Source organism: Castellaniella sp. (assembly GCF_004321985.1).
Taxonomy (GTDB): domain Bacteria; phylum Pseudomonadota; class Gammaproteobacteria; order Burkholderiales; family Burkholderiaceae_B; genus Castellaniella.
Genome location: NZ_SCQN01000009.1, coordinates 21,626 through 37,078, shown reverse-complemented (window position 1 = coordinate 37,078; position 15,453 = coordinate 21,626). Strand labels below are relative to the sequence as shown.

The window sequence follows — 15,453 nt, the reverse complement described above, 5'->3', positions numbered from 1 at the left end:
ACGAGTCGCCGTGACTGTTCTCCGCTTGGTTCGTTGGCGGTGGCCGGGCGGCCCGGCTCGTACCTGTGTTGCGATTGCTTGTGGCCGGATGGATTTTGTTGCGCTAAAGTGTTGTTGCAGTTGCCGCAGCGGGTGCATGGTGCGGCTTCACCCGAAGAAGGCTGGACGTGTGGGACTTCGTGCCTGACAGATCCGGCCGTTTTTTGATACGCTTTTTGAAGCGCTTCAATATTGAGGATACAGGTATGAGATTGATCGACCATGGTGAGGGCGGAGATGCGAGCGTCCTGAGGCTCGTGGATGCCCCGGTGCCGGAGCCGGGATCCGGACAGGTGCTCATCGCGGTGCACTACGCGGGAGTCAATCGCCCGGATGTTCTGCAGCGGTCGGGATCCTACCCGCCACCGCCCGATGCCTCGCCGTATCTGGGGCTGGAGGTATCCGGGGAGATTGTTCGGGTGGGCACGGGCGTCATGCGCTGGAAAGCGGGCGATCGCGTTTGTGCATTGACCCCGGGTGGCGGCTACGCCGAGTATTGCGTGGTGGATGCCGGCCATTGCCTTCCGGTGCCCCACGGGCTGTCCATGGTCCAGGCCAGCGCTTTGCCGGAGACGTACTTTACCGTCTGGACGAATCTGTTTCAGCGCGGCCGGCTTCAGGCGGGTGAAAGCGTGCTGGTGCACGGCGGTTCCAGCGGCATCGGTCTGACGGCCATCCAGCTTGCCAAGGCGCATGGCGCCCGAGTCCTGACGACCGTGGGCAATGCGGACAAGGCGCAAGCCTGCCGAGGGCTCGGGGCTGACGTGGCGATCAATTACCACGACGAGGATTTCGTCCAGGTGGTGGCCCGGGAGACCGGCGGCAAGGGGGTCGATGTGGTGCTGGACATGGTGGGCGGAGACTACATCCCGCGCAACATCCGGTGTCTGGCACTGGAGGGGCGGCTGGTACAGATTGCCTTTCTGCAGGGTAGCCGCGTGGAGCTGGATGCCATGCCCATCATGCTCCGCCGTCTGACTTTCACGGGGTCCACCTTGAGGGCGCGGTCGGTGCAGCAAAAGGCTGAGCTGGCGGCATCGGTGGAATCCAATGTCTGGCCCATCCTGGAATCGGGGCGCTGCCTGCCGGTCATCCACCGGGTATTCCCGCTGGCTGAGGCACGCGCCGCGCACGAGCTGATGGAAAGCAGCCGGCATATCGGCAAGATCATTCTCGATGTCAATGGGGGAAAAGATGAGGCATGAGGGCAGAGTCGTCCTGGTGACGGGGGGCACGGGCGGCATCGGCAGTGCCATCGTGGATCGCTATGTGGCAGAAGGCGCGCATGTCGGGATCGTGGACTTGGACGAGGCCCGTGGCGACGCCATGTGCCGACGCTTGCGTGAACAGGGTCACACGGTGGTATTCGTGGCGGCGGACGTGGGTACACCCGATGGCTGCCAGCACGCGGTCGAGAGAATCTGCAGCGTGCTGGGTCCGATCGACACGCTGGTGAACAATGCAGGTATCTCCCCCAAGCACGACGGGCATCCGGCCACGATTGCTGCGATGGATCCCGCGGAGTGGGACCGAGTCGTGGGGGTCAACCTGAATGCGGCCTTCTATCTGACACACCTGCTGGCGCCCGGCATGCAGGAACGGCGATTCGGCCGCATCGTCTCGATGTCCTCCGTCGCGGGCAAGGCACCGCTGACCGACATCGTCGCCGTGCACTACAGCACCACGAAGGCCGCGCTGATCGGCTTTACACGCCATGCGGCCGCGGAGTTGGGGCCGCACGGCATTACCGTCAATGCCATTGCGCCGGGGCGCATCAATACACCGCTGCTGAAAACGGTGGCCGGTACGGCCAACGATGCCATCATCCGCGAGACACCGTTGCGGCGCTTGGGCGAACCTTCCGAAGTCGCCGAGGTCTGCGCCTTTCTGACGTCGCCGGAGGCCGGCTTCGTGACCGGCCAGGTCGTGGACGTGGCCGGCGGCTGGCTGATGACCTGACGGTCCGCAGCCCCCCGGCACAAGACGGAGAAAAGGGATGATTACGGGAAACACGCGTTTGTTTGCAATCCTCGCGGACCCTGTGGCGCAGGTCAGGACGCCCCAGGTTCTGAATGAACATTTTGCGGCGCACGGTCTGGATGCCATTCTGGTGCCCATGCATGTGGCTTCTACGGATCTGGAGGAAGTCCTGAGCGGGCTGCGCCGCATGAAGAACCTGAGCGGCTTCGTTGTGACTGTGCCTCACAAGATCGCGATGGCCAGCCTGTGTGACGAGCTTGGGCCCGCAGCGCGTGCCATCGGTTCGGTCAACACGGTCCGCCGGACTGTGGATGGCCGCCTGATGGGTGAGATGTTCGATGGGGCCGGGTTCGTGGGCGGATTGCTGGCACAGGGTCATGATCCGGACGGCAAGCGGGTGTTGCTGCTTGGGGCAGGTGGTGCCGCGTCAGCGATCGCGTTTGCTCTTTCGGGTGCCGGCGCACGCCGAGTAACCGTGGCCAATCGGACCCGAGCAAAGGCGGAGACAGTCGTGGAGCACGTTCGGCGCGCTTTGCCGCAGGCCGACATCGCTGTTGGCGATGCGGATCCCCGGGGCTATGACATGGTCGTGAATGCGACCTCGCTGGGGATGCGGCCCGAGGATCCGCTGCCGATGGACGTGTCCGGGCTGGAGCCGCGGACGCTGGTGGCCGAAATCATCATGAAGCCGGAAGTCACCCCCTTGCTTGAAGCGGCCCGCCAGCGTGGCTGCACCGTCCACTATGGCCGTCATATGCTGGACTGTCAGGTGGTTCTGATGGTGCGCTTCATGCTGGATCAGGCCTGAGGGCAGTCACCATGGAAACCTTCGATTACGTGATCGTCGGTGGCGGGACGGCCGGGTGCATATTGGCCAACCGCCTGACGGCGTCCGGCAGGCATACCGTGCTGATGCTGGAGGCCGGTACCGACGAACAGGGATTCTGGATTCCGATCCCGGCCGGTTTCAGCAAGCTGCTGGTGGACCCGCGCTTCAACTGGCGCTTCGAGACGGAGCCGGAGTCCAATACGCTGAACCGACGCATCGCGGTGCCGCGCGGCAAGGGGCTGGGTGGGTCCACGCTGATCAACGGCATGATCTTCGTCCGTGGCCAACCCTCCGATTACGATCGCTGGAATGAACTGGGCGCTTCGGGCTGGGCGTGGTCCGATGTCGAGCCGTATTTCCGCCGGTTTGAAAACTATGCCGGGGGCGGCGATTTGCGCGGGCACGACGGACCCATGCACATCACCGAGGTGGCGGAAAGGCATCCGCTGTCGGCTGCCATGCTGGCGGCCGCCCGCGAGGACGGCCAGCCACTGAATCCCGATTACAACGGCGCCTCACAAGAGGGCTTTGGCTATTATCAGGTGGCGCAGCACCGCGGGCGGCGCTGGAGCGTGGTCGATGGATACCTGAAGCCCGCGCGCGGCAGGCCCAATCTCACCATCCGGGCGCGGGCGCATGTGCTTCGCGTGGACCTGGATGAAGCGGGTAACCGGTGCACGGGAGTGACCTATCGCCAGAATGGACAGGATGTCCCGGTCCAGGCCCGGGTCGAGGTCATCATGGCGGCGGGTGCGATACAGACCCCGCAGATCCTGGAGCTGTCCGGCATCGGCTGCCCCGAAATCCTGCAGCGTGCGGGTGTGACCGTGCGTCATGACCTGCCCGGTGTGGGCGAGCACTACATCGATCACTTCTGCACGCGCATGAACTGGCGGGTGCATCACACGCAGTCGCTCAACGAGTTGACCCGGGGCTGGCGGCTTGCGCTGGCGGTAGGAGAGTATTTCACCCGCCATACGGGAATCCTGACCCTGGGAACGGGACTGGTGTTTGGCTTCATCAGAAGCCGCCCCGAGCTGACGGCGCCCGACGTCCAGTATTTCTTCATGCACGCGAGCTATTCCAACGCTGCCGAGCGCATTCTGGATCATTTACCGGGAATGACAATGGGCGTCGCGCAGATGCGGCCTCAGTCTAGAGGCAGCATCCATGTCCGCACCGCCGACCCGTTTGACGGCCCGTCGATACGTCCCAATTTCCTGGACTGCGAGGAGGATCAGGACAGCCTGATCGGCGGCATGGAGGTGGCCAGGCGTATCGTGGCCCAACCCTCGATGGCCCGCTACGTTGCCCAGGAAATCAGCCCGGGTGCGGAGATCCGTACGCGCGAGCAGTGGCTGGACTTTGCGCGCACCAACGGGCAGACCATTTATCACCCCATCGGTACCTGCCACATGGGTGCCGATCCGCTGGCGGTGGTCGATTCTCGGCTGCGGGTAAAGGGCTTGTCCGGCTTGCGAGTCGTGGATGCTTCGGTCATGCCGGCCATGGTATCCGGCAATACCCAGGGCGCCGTCATGATGGTGGCAGAGAAGGGCGCGGATCTGATCCTGCAGGATGCATCCTAGTGTGTTTCCGATTGGCCGTCGATTCCGCTCAATGCCAGATCAGTCCGTGGATCGAACAAGTAAATCTGGTTCGATTGGCAGGTGAGTACGACGGGGTCGCCGATCTTGGCGGGTTCCGACGATCCGATTTGCGCTGTCAAGACGGTATCACCGACGCGAACCTGGATCATGGTGAACGAGCCCACAGGCTCCACCACCTCGATCGCACCCGTGAATTTCAGATCGAGCGCGCCTGCGGTTGCTGAATGAAGGTGTTCTGGCCGAATGCCCACCAATACTTCCGCGCGTTCGCCGATGGCGCTGTGCTTCGCATCGTCGAGCAGCAACGAGAAGCCTTTTCCAGACACGCGATTGCCATCGACGATGGCGGCAAGAAAATTCATGGACGGTGTACCGATGAATCCCGCCACGAAGACGTTGACCGGTTTCTTGTAAAGGCTGTTGGGTGGATCTAGTTGCTGGATGACGCCGTCTCGCATGACGGCGATACGCTGGCCCATGGTCATGGCTTCGATCTGGTCGTGGGTGACATAAAACGTCGTGACACCAAGCTGGTGGTGCAATTTGACGATCTCGGCCCGCATGTCCACCCGAAGCTTCGCGTCGAGATTCGACAGTGGTTCGTCCATCAGAAAGACTTGCGGTTGGCGTACGATCGCGCGTCCCAGCGCCACACGCTGCTGCTGGCCACCCGACAGATCCTTGGGCCTGCGGTCAAGCAGTTTCTCGATGCCCAGTATTGCGGCGGTCTCATTGACTCGCTTGCTGATATCCGTCTTGCCGTATCTTTTCAGCCTGAGCGAGAACCCCATGTTTTCGCGCACAGTCATATGCGGGTATAGGGCGTAGCTCTGGAACACCATGGCGATATCGCGATCCTTGGCCGGGACACCACTGACATCGCGCCCATTGATAAGGATTTGCCCATGAGTATGCCGGTCCAAGCCCGCAATCATGCGCATCGTCGTCGTCTTGCCGCAGCCGGAAGGACCGACCAACACGATGAATTCACCGTCTTTCGTCACCAGGTTGAAGTCATCCACCGCTAATTGTTCCGCACCAGGATAACGCTTGCTGACTTGTCGGAGTTCTACGATTGCCATGAAACGATGTCCTTTGTTGTTCAGGGCTCTAGGGGGTCCTGGTCTGCAGCAGTCTGATGGGTACCCGGCTTCCAAGACCTATATGCGGCCAAACTTGGCAAGTAGTTCATCCACCGTGGCCCCCTGTGCAACTTGCTCGCGAGTTGCCGCTTCGCGCGCCGCCTGCTCCCTGGCCTTTTGCACGACCTCTCGCGCGTTTTCATACGGCACGACCACCACGCCCAGGAGATCCGCGACAATGAAGTCCCCCGGCTTGACCAGTTCTCCACCCACCGAGATCGGTACGTTGATGGACAGCTCGTCCTTTCGGCCCGAGAACATGGTGTGGGTGCCGCGCGGAGTAACCGCTCTGACCCAGATGGGCCAATGAATGTCTTCCAGCTCATCGATGTCACGGCCCGCGCCGTCGACGATCATGCCCCTGATTCCGCGATTCTTGGCCAACCCTCCCATGAGTCCGCCGCATACTGATGTATTGAGATCACCGCCGGCGTCCACCACGATGATGTCTCCCGGCTGGGAGACCTCCAAAGCCTTCAATGGGTCGACCAGATCTCCTTTCGAGAGCTGGACGGTGACGGCTTGGCCGCAAACCTTTGCACGGAAGACGGGTTTGATGCCGCTATCCATCACGCCGGTTCTGTACTGTGAATCGGCGATCACGGCCGAGATCGAATAGGTCGACAAGATGCTGTCGAACTGTTCGAGCATGTCCCGGTCTCTGTTGAATTCATTGATCTGTTTGAGCATTTCTTCCTCACGTGATAAGAATCCGTCGCTGGCTCCAGTCGGTGTGAAAGCCGCGGCATATGACGGGCGAATTCGGAGCCATCATCCGCCGTCGATGGTCAGCCCTTCTCGGCTCCCGCGGTCAGTCCGGAGGCTAGATATCGCTGGCCGAACAACCCGATCAGCGCGACGGGCACGATCATTGCCACCGACAGGGCGGCAAGTCCTCCCCAGGCGGTTCCATACTCGCCGTATGCAAGTTTGGAAATCGCCACAGGCAACAATTGAGTACTGTCGCTCTTGCCGAAAATCAGCGGTATGAGGAACAGGTTCCACGCAGTCAGAAAGGTGATGGTGACGGTGCTTGCTATCGCAGATTTCGATAGCGGGATGATGACGTACCAGAGTATGCCAAACGAATTGCACCCATCGATCCTGGCGGCATCGATCAGTGACTTCGGAATGTCGTCAAAGAACGTGGTCAGCATCCATATCGCCAGCGGCAAGGCGATTGCCGAATTGATGAAAATCAGCCCGAGTCTCGTGTTCAAAAGGCCAAATGCGGCAAATAGGACGTAAAGCGGCACCACGATGGCAATCGGCGGCAACATCCTGGAAATCAGCACGAACAGGAACATCGTGTTTTTGCCCTTGAAGCTGAAAAATTTGGAGTAGCCGAATGCGGACAGAATGCCAAGCAGCAATACCACGGCGGTGGTTATTGCGGAAATGACGATGCTGTTCCATATGTACTGGGCATAGTCGTCTTTGACGAAGAGATTGATGTACTGGATGGCGGTGAAGTGATGCGGTACCAGTGTCGGTGTCGATGCGAATATCTCGTCGTGATCTTTGAACGACGTGAAGACGAGCCATATCACCGGCAGAAGTGAAATTCCGGCGGCTATCAGCGCGATCACCAGATAGACGAGTTTCCTGCCGCGAGACGATTCATTGTGGCCCATGGCTTATGACGCCCTTTTCTTGTACAGGATCTTTATGTATGCCAAAGATAAGATCAACGAGAGGATGAGAATCACAGTGGCGATGGCGGACCCATACCCCAGCTTGAACGACATGAAGGCGGCTTCGTAGGATCGGGTGCCGAGCACCTCCGTCGCACCCGCGGGCCCGCCCCCTGTCATGATCCAGGGGATATCGAAGAATCGCAGGGCGATCATGGTTCTCAGAAGCAGGGCCAAGGCGATGGCCGGGCGCAACATTGGCAGCGTGACGAACCAAAGGCGCTGCCATGGTCCGGCTCCATCGAGCTCCGCCGCTTCGTACACATCTTTGTTGATTCCCTGGAGACCCGCCAGCAGGATGATGAAGACGAATGGGGTCTCATGCCAGACGTCCACTCCTATCATGACGTGCAAGGCTAGCGTGGGATTCGTCAGCCAGCCGACGCTGTGGTGGACCAGCCCCGTCTTCAAGAGGAAATAGTTGACGATTCCGTAGCTCTCGTTGAGAAGCTGCGACCATACGAGCGCGGCAACGACCGGGGCGACCATCCAGGGAACTAGGATGAGACCCAGCAGGATGCGCCGAAACGGAAACTCCTGATTGAAGAGGTGGGCAAGTGCCAGGCCCAGGACAAATTCCAGCACGAGCGCAACCGCGACGATATACAGGGTATGCCAGAGCGCCGCGAGAAAATCGTCGCTGTGGAAGGCCTGTATGTAGTTTTGCAGGCCGACGAAAAAAGGTGCGGCGATACTGGACAGATCGTAGTGCTGCAGACTCAGCCAGAGGCCCTGGAACACCGGGTAGGCCAGTATTGCCACCAGGAGAAGCAGACCTGGAATCGTGAACAACAAGCCGACGGCGTCCGTCTCGGTCGTCCATCGCCGGATGCAATCTTGAAGCTTGTCTCTCAGGTTAGCCACATGGCCCTCATCTGTCCGGATGAAATAGGAGATACGTTCCCCGACCGATCATAGGATGCTCGTGCCATGTCCCGCCCCCGGGTATTGCGAGATTCTCCCGGAGGCGGGACACGATCCGTGCCGTCGCGCCGACGGCATCGGGTACACGCTGCCATGTTGCGCAAATATTGCAGAGCAGGGTTCCTACGCCTTTGGCAGGGCTTCTATCTTCTGTTTTGCGGTATCCAGAGCCTGTTGCGGCGTGACCTTGCGGTGCAGAGCGTTGTCGATCTGTTCCAGCAGTACCTGTGCTGCTTGTTGTGATGGCGGGCGAACGGGCTGGTTACCCTGCATGACCTTGAAGACAAACTGAGAAAAGTCCCAATAGCTTGCCGGCACCAGTGCCTTTGCTTCAGGTGAGGCATACACGGACTTTCTCAGCGAGTAATCCTGCTGCTTGCTGAACTCATAGATGCCCGATTGTGTGCTCGTCATCCACTTGATGAAGTCGAACGCGAGCTTCTTCTGGGTGGAGTTCTTCATGATGCCGAAGCCCCACGTGTTGGTCATTGTGCCGTGGATCCCGCCCGGTGGCGTCGGCTCCATCGCATACCCTGTCTTGCCGGCCAGCTTCGATTGCTCGATCATGCCTTGCATATAGGGCCAGTGGTTGGCCATCGCGAACGAGCCGTTCAGGAAGCCGGTATGGACGTTGCTGCTGGTGTACGTTGTGGAATCCGGCGGCATCACCGAGTTGTAGAGATCCACGTAGAACTGCAGTGCTTTCACGCCGGCCGGGGTATCGAACGCCGGCTTTCCGTCGACGAAGAGGTGTCCGCCTGCCTGGACCAGGAAATCCGTGAAGGTGGAGATGTTCCAGAAACCGGCCGGCTTGCCCACTGATACGAAGCCCCATTGGTTGGTGACGCCACCGCCGTTCGTGTCTTTGGTCAGGGCCTTGGCATCGGCCATCAACTCATCCCACGTTTTTGGGGGCTCGGAGATCCCGGCCTTCTTGAACAGATCAGTCCGGTAATAGAGCAGCCTCACATCGATGCTGTACGGGATGGAATACAGGTGGCCATTGTAAGGGTCGAGAAAAGGCTTTATGAAGTCGTCTTCATCGGTTTTGCTCAGTTTCAAGGCTGGATCGGCGCTGCCATCCAGCGGAGTCAGAAACGGATAAAGCGAACCCGTTGAATAATCCCAGAAGTACACGACGTCCAGCTTTGGAGTGCCAGTGCGGGCTGCGAGTATATAGTTCGTCAGATAGGTTTCCGTGCTCTCCTCGATGATCTTCACCGGGTGGCCGGTCTCTTTGGTCCACTTGTCCATCAACGGCTTTACCGTGTGGTAGTCGCTGATGTTGGTGATGAGTGCCACGACCAGCGGATCTTCTTTTGCCGAGGCGGGGCTTCCGAATGCGAAAGCCGCGGCGGCAACTATCGCCGGTATCTTGATACAACTCCACAAAAACTTCATGTCAGTCTCCTACAGCCACTCCGGTGGCTTTGTTGATGATGCCTGCGTATAAGCGGCTTCGACATTCATCTTGTTGCTGGCTGTCGGAGTCTCCTAACCGTGATTTGTTTGTTCGGTATTCCTCTGTTTCGTCTGGCGCGCTGCTTTCGATATGATCGTCTGACGCTAGTTCAGTGATAGGCGTTCAGATCAAGGATCTTCTGGTATTCGTCCAGCGAAGTCGCTTGCTCGGCGGCTGGCAGCCCGCGCATAGGTCTGCCCTCGGCGGATGGCTTCGTCTAGCCCCAGCGATGCGCGCGCGTCCGACCGGCCGATGATCAGGAATCGGGAATGGGTGCGAGCCGCAGTAGCCGCGCGGATCTTTTCGGCGTGTTCGTCGGCGTCGATCAGGCTCAGCGTATCCATCGCGCCGCATTTCTTGGGGGTGGACTGGTCTTCGAGGTGCAGCGCGGCCACCCCGGCCTGCTCGTAGAGTTTCACGGTACGGGCGACATTGTTCAGATTCCCGTATCCCGTGTCGGCGTCCGCAATGACCGGCACCGGCACGGCCGCCGCAACCGCGCGGGCGCGTTCAGCCATTTCCGTCAGCGTCAGCAGGCCGATGTCGGGTGCGCCCAGCAGGCTCGCCGACAGCCCATTGCCCGACAGATAGATCGCCCCGAATCCAGCCTGCGCGAGAATCCTGGCACCCAGTGCATCGTGACACCCTGGGGCGACGATGAAATCTCCGCGATCGAGTCGTTCGGCCAGGCACGGACCCTCAGCGGTCATTGCGGCGCTCCATTGAATCAGGAAATCAAACGCTGTGTATTCAGTGGTTTTGAGTGTATCTGGACACCTGTGGCGCCGATAGTGACAATGAGACATCCGGTGATGAGGAATCGTTATGACCCATATGGACACGACAGAAGACATCCAGGCCCTGGTAACCAAGCTGCGTTTTCGCCACCTGCGGGTTCTCATCACACTGGATGAATCCGGGTCCATGCATCGAGCGGCCGATCTTCTGTGCCTGACCCAGCCTGCTGTCACCAAGATTCTGCTGGAGGTGGAATCCGCCATCGGCGTCCAGTTGTTCGAGCGTTCCGCCCATGGCGTAGTGGCCACGCCATCTGGCCGATGCGTCATCCGGTATGCCCGCGTCATGTCCGCCGAACTGGCCCGAATGTCCGCGGAGGTCCGGGCGCTGGAAGCCGGGCAGGGCGGTACGGTGTCTCTGGGCGCCGTTGCCGGCGCCTTTCCAACCATTGCGGTGCGGGCCGTGATCAACATGCAGCGCAACCACCCCGGAATCACTGTGAAGCTTCGGGAAGGCACAAGCGCCTCTCTGCTCGCGGACCTGAGCGAGGGCCTGCTGGATGTGGCCATCTGCCGGACCGCCGTCTGTGCGAATCCGGACATCTTCGATCGTGTCGAATTCGGCGCTGAGCGGATTGCCGTCGTGGCCGGGCCCGACTCCCCGCTGTCGCGGGGCGGAGTGTCATCCCTGGCGGATCTGTGCACCCGCCGCTGGGTGCTGTACCCGAACCGCATGCCGGCTCAGCGGTTGCTCGAACGGGAACTCATGGAGCAGGGACTGGAGATGCCCACGCATCCGATCGAAGCCTCATCGACTTTCGTCACTATCCTCTTGCTGAACGCGGACCCCGGCCTGGTCAGTCTGGTCTCCCGGGAAACAGCCGAGATCTTTGCCGCCAAACGGCTTGTGTCCATTTTGCCGGTGACCATCCGGGCGCGCACCGAGCCCTACGAGCTGGTGACGCGCCGGGGGTCCGACTTGTCACCGTCGGCGGGGTTGCTGATCGATGCATTGAAGCGCAGCGCACGCCAGCAGACCCGGGAGGCGGAGGTGGAGGATGTGGCGCCGTAGTACGGCAGCGGTGCGGCGGCGCAGATCTTGCCGGATCGCCGCCCAGGCAGTAGCGTGATACGGTTCCTGCGCCGGCGGAGCCCGGCGGGAAAACCAAGGACCGAAAATCGTGCTGAGTTTGTCTGGAAAAACGCGGGTTTACTACATCGTCGGTGACCCCATCGAGCAAGTGAAGTCACCCGGCGGAATGACGGCCGGGTTCGGGACCCTGGGCATGGATGCGGTGGTATTGCCTGCTCACGTCAGCCGCGAAGCATTCGCCACCTTTTTCGCGGGCGTGAAGGCGACACAGAATGTCGACGGGGTGATCGCCACGGTACCGCACAAGTTCAGTATCGCCGAGCAGTGTGACGATCTGACGCCCAGGGCCCGGCTGCTTGGGGCGGTCAACGTCGCCCGACGTCGGGCCGATGGGACCTGGTTTGGCGATCAGGTCGACGGGCTGGGGTTCGTACAGGCGCTGCGCAAGACGGGGCTGGATCCGCATGGAGTGCGCGTCTTGGTCGTGGGGGCGGGGGGTGCCGGGTCAGCGATTGCCGAGGCGCTCCTGGCGGCGGGCGTGGGGTCGCTGGCGATCTGCGACCAGGATGGCGATCGTCGAAAGCACCTGGTAGATCGATTGTCCACGCTGAAGCTTGGCGCCGTTTCTGCTGCGTCCGCAGACCCAGCCGGGATGGACGTGGTGGTCAATGCGACGCCCATGGGGATGCGGGCAGAGGATCCCTGTCCGGTGCGGATCGCGTCATTGACGGCCCACATGGTGGTGGGGGATGCCATCACGGTTCCGGAGATTTCGCCGCTGATTGCTGCCGCTCGGGCCGCCGGTTGCCGCACAGTCACGGGGCCGGAAATGTTCGCCTGCGTGGCCCAGCACATGCTCCGTTTCTATACGGAATGAGAACTGGGTCGGTGGCTCGCGACGCGCGCGGCGGCTACGTACCCCCTCTGGAATACAGCGTGCCGTCGCGTTCCATCGCGTCGATTTCCGCGTCGCTGAAACCCAGCGACCGGGCGACTTCGGCGTTGTGCTGCCCCAGATCGGGCGCGACGTCGGGGACAGTCGACTCGCAATCCGAAAACCGGAACGGCAGATTGGGCAGCCTCAGCGTCCCATAGCGTGGGTGGTGTTGCTCGAGAACCATGCCCCTGGCCTCGATCTGCGGGTCGCGCAGCACTTCGTCGATGCGCTGGATCTTGGCACAGGGGACATCGATTGCATCCAGCAGTCCCAGCACTTGTGCGACGGGTCGCGCCGCGACCCACGGCTCTACGACAGCAAGAATCTCAGCCCTGTGGGCGTTGCGACCGTTTGTAGTGTGAAACCGCACGTCCGTGCCAAACCCGCCCGGTCCGCCGTGGGTCTCGATGAGTGCGGCGAACCGCTTCCAGGCGTCGTCCACTTGCGCGGCGATCACGAGGTCACCGTCCGATGCCCGGAAGGACCCGTAGAGCGTCGAGGTCGGCAGATCGTGTCCGGCCGGCTCGGGCAGTTGACCCTGCAGCGTGTAGCACTGTACGGCGTAGTCGTGCATGGACACCAGTGCGTCATACATGGCCATGTCGATGTGCTGGCCGCGACCGCTGGTCGTGCGGCCAAGCAGGGCCGCATTGATGGCCGCGACCGCGTGAATCCCGGTGTACATGTCGCCCAGCGCGATGCGCAGCATGGGGGGCGGCGCGTCGGGCGTGCCCACCATCTGCATGATCCCGCTCTTGGCTTCCGCAATCAGCCCGAAGCCCGCACGATGGGAGTCGGGGCCCGTATGCCCGTAGGCCGAGATGGAGCAGTACACGAGCTTCGGGTTGCGCTGTGAAAGCGCCTGGAAGCCGAACCCCAGTTTGTCGAGGACACCGGGCCTGTAGTTTTCGATGAAGACATCTGCCGAATCGCACAGGCGCAGCATGAAATCCTTGCCACGCGGGTCCTTGAGATTGACGCTCACGCCCTTCTTGCCCATGTTGAGCTGCAGGAAGTAGCCGCTTTGCTGATCATCCAGGATCGCGGAGTGGCGGCGGCCGGCGTCGCCCGCGCCTGGGCGCTCGACTTTGATGACTTCCGCGCCCATCGCGGCCAGGCAGCGCCCGACATACGGGCCCGCCAGGAAGTGGCTGTAGTCGACGACGCGAATGCCCTTGAGAGGACTGGCCTGCATCAGAATGCTCCTGGTTTGCGCGGCACCATCAGGCGGTGTTCGCCGCTCTGGACGGTCAGTCCGTCCTGGTTGATCAGATCGGAGGCGAGCACGACGATGCCCCAATCCGGCTTGCTCTTGCTGGCGCGCATCGAATCCACGCGAAAATGGACGTGCAGCACGTCATCCACCCGGATGGGCTGGCGGAAATCCCAGGTCCAGCCCAGCGACATGCCCGGCAGGAAGCGGTAGTCGCTCTGGGTCTTGAGTCCGTCCGCGATGGACAGGCCGAACAGGCCGTGCGCGACCAGGCCCCCGAAGTGGCTGGCCTTGGCGTAGGCCTCGTCCACATGCACGGGCGTGTGGTCGCCGGTCAGGTCGGCGTAGGCGAGAATGCGTTCTTTTGTGACCCGGTAGCTGGGGCTGTCGCATTCGTCGCCCACTTGAGCATCGTCCCAGTATTTTTCAGCGGCTGACATGTGGCTATGGCTTCATTCTAGGGTTGACGGCCAGTACCTGCGACACACTGCCGGCAGGGCTGGCCTGGATGAGTTCGATGACAATGCCGTCAGGCAGCTGGAGCCAGTCGCGTTTTCCCTCGGTCACTTCGACACCGTGCCGTTGGGCCAGGGCCAGTGAGGCTTCCAGGTCTTCGCACATGATCCCGATGTGCGCGAGTGGCCCGTGTGCGGTGGCCTGTTGTGGCGCGTGAATGAGCTGTATTCCCTCGTGGGTCCAGCATTGCGTGGGCGCTTCCGGCGTTCCCCGGATCTCGCGCAGCGTCATGCCCAGGACCTGTTCAAAGAAGCGGAGGTGCCAGTGGATGTCCCGCACCCGAATGGCGACATGTTCCACGTACGTTTTCGGCGTGCTCATTGCGAGGCTCCCTGTTGGTCTTTCATTGCCCGCTCCACGCCCTTTAGGCAGGCCACGAGCGTCACATTCACCGGCGTGGCGACCCCCGCCGACTGACCATAGCGTACGACCGATCCGTTGACGAAATCGACCTCGGTGACGGAACCTTTTTCCAGGCTCTGCAGCATGGAGGCCTTGAAGGCGTAGGGCAGCCCTTTGGAGGCCATCTCCCACGCCTGCTCGGGCTGTGTGATGGACAGGCGGATACCCATGGCGCCGGCAACCTCCATCGCCTCGGCGACGGCCGCCAGCGCGGTAGCCTTCAACAGCGGCTCATCGTAGAGCTGGCCGTAGGTGAGCCGGGTGATTCCGCTCAGTGCGCCGGTGGCAACGTTGATGAGCAGCTTGTCCCACATGGTGCCGATGATGTTGTTGCTGATGGTGGTGACCAGCCCGGCTCCGTTGAATGCTTCGGCAATACGCTGCACGCGCGGTGTGATCCCGCCGTCGAGCTCGCCGATGAGGGTGGGCTTGCCCTGGATGCCCGACAGGACACGGCCGGGGCCGAGCAGCACTCCGCCCACATATGTCTTGCCGGCCAGCACGTGCTCGCGCCCGACAATCTGGCTGAGGATTTCTTCATGCCCAAGGCCATTCTGCAAGGACATCACCAGGGTGTCCGGCCCCACCAGCGCAAGCGCGCCGCGCATGGCGGCCTCGGTCTGCATCGATTTCACAAGGACGACTACGAGATCGACGGGACCCGCTTCGGCGGCCTGGTTGGTGGCATGGACCGCGACGCGGCGCGTGCCGTTGGCGTCTTCTACCTGCAGACCGTTTTGCCGCATGGCTTCTGTGTGGGCGGCCGACCGCCCCACCAGCCAGGTCTCATGGCCGGCTTCGGTCAGGGCTGCTCCAAAGGTGCAGCCCAGGGCGCCGGACCCGAGAATTGCGATTTTCAATGCTGTTCTCCTGAG

16 protein-coding genes are annotated in these 15,453 nt (G+C 61.5%); 6 read left to right on the top strand and 10 right to left on the bottom strand.

The window, feature by feature from the left end; genetic code table 11:
• Positions 1 to 245: 245 nt before the first annotated feature.
• Genes EPN31_RS01510 through EPN31_RS01495 form a run of 4 tightly spaced genes read left to right on the top strand, consistent with a single transcriptional unit; the run spans position 246 to position 4,437 of the window.
• A complete protein-coding gene (locus EPN31_RS01510) occupies positions 246 to 1,244 on the top strand; it encodes an NAD(P)H-quinone oxidoreductase (protein WP_291768449.1) in 999 nt (332 codons plus the stop codon).
• Positions 1,234 to 1,998, top strand: coding sequence for an SDR family NAD(P)-dependent oxidoreductase (locus tag EPN31_RS01505; RefSeq protein ID WP_291768446.1), 765 nt, complete (start codon positions 1,234 to 1,236; stop codon positions 1,996 to 1,998). The genes EPN31_RS01510 and EPN31_RS01505 overlap by 11 nt, the downstream gene beginning before the upstream one ends.
• A 37-nt stretch (positions 1,999 to 2,035) precedes the next feature.
• Positions 2,036 to 2,827: a shikimate dehydrogenase gene (locus EPN31_RS01500; protein ID WP_291768443.1), complete on the top strand. Its 792-nt coding sequence runs from the start codon at positions 2,036 to 2,038 to the stop codon at positions 2,825 to 2,827.
• A gap of 11 nt (positions 2,828 to 2,838) precedes the next feature.
• Positions 2,839 to 4,437 (top strand): GMC family oxidoreductase, encoded by a 1,599-nt coding sequence (locus tag EPN31_RS01495; RefSeq protein ID WP_291768440.1) that lies wholly within the window; start codon positions 2,839 to 2,841, stop codon positions 4,435 to 4,437.
• Here EPN31_RS01495 and EPN31_RS01490 read toward each other — a convergent pair.
• The 6 genes from EPN31_RS01490 to EPN31_RS01465 all read right to left on the bottom strand — a co-directional run bounded on the left by EPN31_RS01490 (position 4,434) and on the right by EPN31_RS01465 (position 10,390).
• Positions 4,434 to 5,540, bottom strand: a complete 1,107-nt coding sequence (locus EPN31_RS01490; RefSeq protein WP_291768438.1) for an ABC transporter ATP-binding protein — start codon at positions 5,538 to 5,540, stop codon at positions 4,434 to 4,436. The two genes, EPN31_RS01495 and EPN31_RS01490, sit on opposite strands and share 4 nt — an antisense overlap.
• 78 nt (positions 5,541 to 5,618) lie before the next feature.
• On the bottom strand, positions 5,619 to 6,290 hold the full coding sequence (locus EPN31_RS01485; protein ID WP_291768436.1) for an RraA family protein: 672 nt from the start codon (positions 6,288 to 6,290) through the stop codon (positions 5,619 to 5,621).
• A gap of 98 nt (positions 6,291 to 6,388) precedes the next feature.
• A complete protein-coding gene (locus tag EPN31_RS01480) occupies positions 6,389 to 7,234 on the bottom strand; it encodes a carbohydrate ABC transporter permease (protein WP_291768433.1) in 846 nt (281 codons plus the stop codon).
• 3 nt (positions 7,235 to 7,237) lie between these two features.
• On the bottom strand, positions 7,238 to 8,158 hold the full coding sequence (locus EPN31_RS01475) for a carbohydrate ABC transporter permease (protein WP_291768431.1): 921 nt from the start codon (positions 8,156 to 8,158) through the stop codon (positions 7,238 to 7,240).
• 183 nt (positions 8,159 to 8,341) lie between these two features.
• On the bottom strand, positions 8,342 to 9,619 hold the full coding sequence (locus EPN31_RS01470; protein WP_291768428.1) for a sugar ABC transporter substrate-binding protein: 1,278 nt from the start codon (positions 9,617 to 9,619) through the stop codon (positions 8,342 to 8,344).
• A gap of 189 nt (positions 9,620 to 9,808) precedes the next feature.
• Positions 9,809 to 10,390 carry an isocitrate lyase/PEP mutase family protein gene (locus EPN31_RS01465; protein WP_291768425.1) on the bottom strand — a complete coding sequence of 194 codons (582 nt, stop codon included), beginning with the start codon at positions 10,388 to 10,390 and terminating at the stop codon, positions 9,809 to 9,811.
• Between the two features lie 124 nt (positions 10,391 to 10,514).
• On the opposite strand from EPN31_RS01465, the gene EPN31_RS01460 reads away from it, so the two are divergent.
• Together EPN31_RS01460 and EPN31_RS01455 are read left to right on the top strand one after the other, a co-directional pair.
• A complete protein-coding gene (locus tag EPN31_RS01460; RefSeq protein WP_291768422.1) occupies positions 10,515 to 11,489 on the top strand; it encodes a LysR family transcriptional regulator in 975 nt (324 codons plus the stop codon).
• A 106-nt stretch (positions 11,490 to 11,595) separates the two neighbouring features.
• A complete protein-coding gene (locus EPN31_RS01455; RefSeq protein ID WP_291768643.1) occupies positions 11,596 to 12,387 on the top strand; it encodes a shikimate dehydrogenase in 792 nt (263 codons plus the stop codon).
• A gap of 34 nt (positions 12,388 to 12,421) precedes the next feature.
• On the opposite strand, the gene EPN31_RS01450 is transcribed toward EPN31_RS01455, so the two are convergent.
• The 4 genes from EPN31_RS01450 to EPN31_RS01435 are packed head-to-tail and all read right to left on the bottom strand — an operon-like array spanning position 12,422 to position 15,438.
• Entirely contained in the window at positions 12,422 to 13,642 is a 1,221-nt protein-coding gene (locus tag EPN31_RS01450; protein ID WP_291768419.1) for a CaiB/BaiF CoA-transferase family protein, read from the bottom strand.
• On the bottom strand, positions 13,642 to 14,100 hold the full coding sequence (locus EPN31_RS01445) for a MaoC family dehydratase (RefSeq protein WP_291768417.1): 459 nt from the start codon (positions 14,098 to 14,100) through the stop codon (positions 13,642 to 13,644). Before EPN31_RS01445 ends, EPN31_RS01450 begins: the two co-directional genes overlap by 1 nt.
• 4 nt (positions 14,101 to 14,104) lie before the next feature.
• Entirely contained in the window at positions 14,105 to 14,497 is a 393-nt protein-coding gene (locus tag EPN31_RS01440; RefSeq protein WP_291768415.1) for a VOC family protein, read from the bottom strand.
• Positions 14,494 to 15,438 carry a ketopantoate reductase family protein gene (locus EPN31_RS01435; RefSeq protein WP_291768413.1) on the bottom strand — a complete coding sequence of 315 codons (945 nt, stop codon included), beginning with the start codon at positions 15,436 to 15,438 and terminating at the stop codon, positions 14,494 to 14,496. Before EPN31_RS01435 ends, EPN31_RS01440 begins: the two co-directional genes overlap by 4 nt.
• Between the last annotated feature and the right edge of the window lie 15 nt (positions 15,439 to 15,453).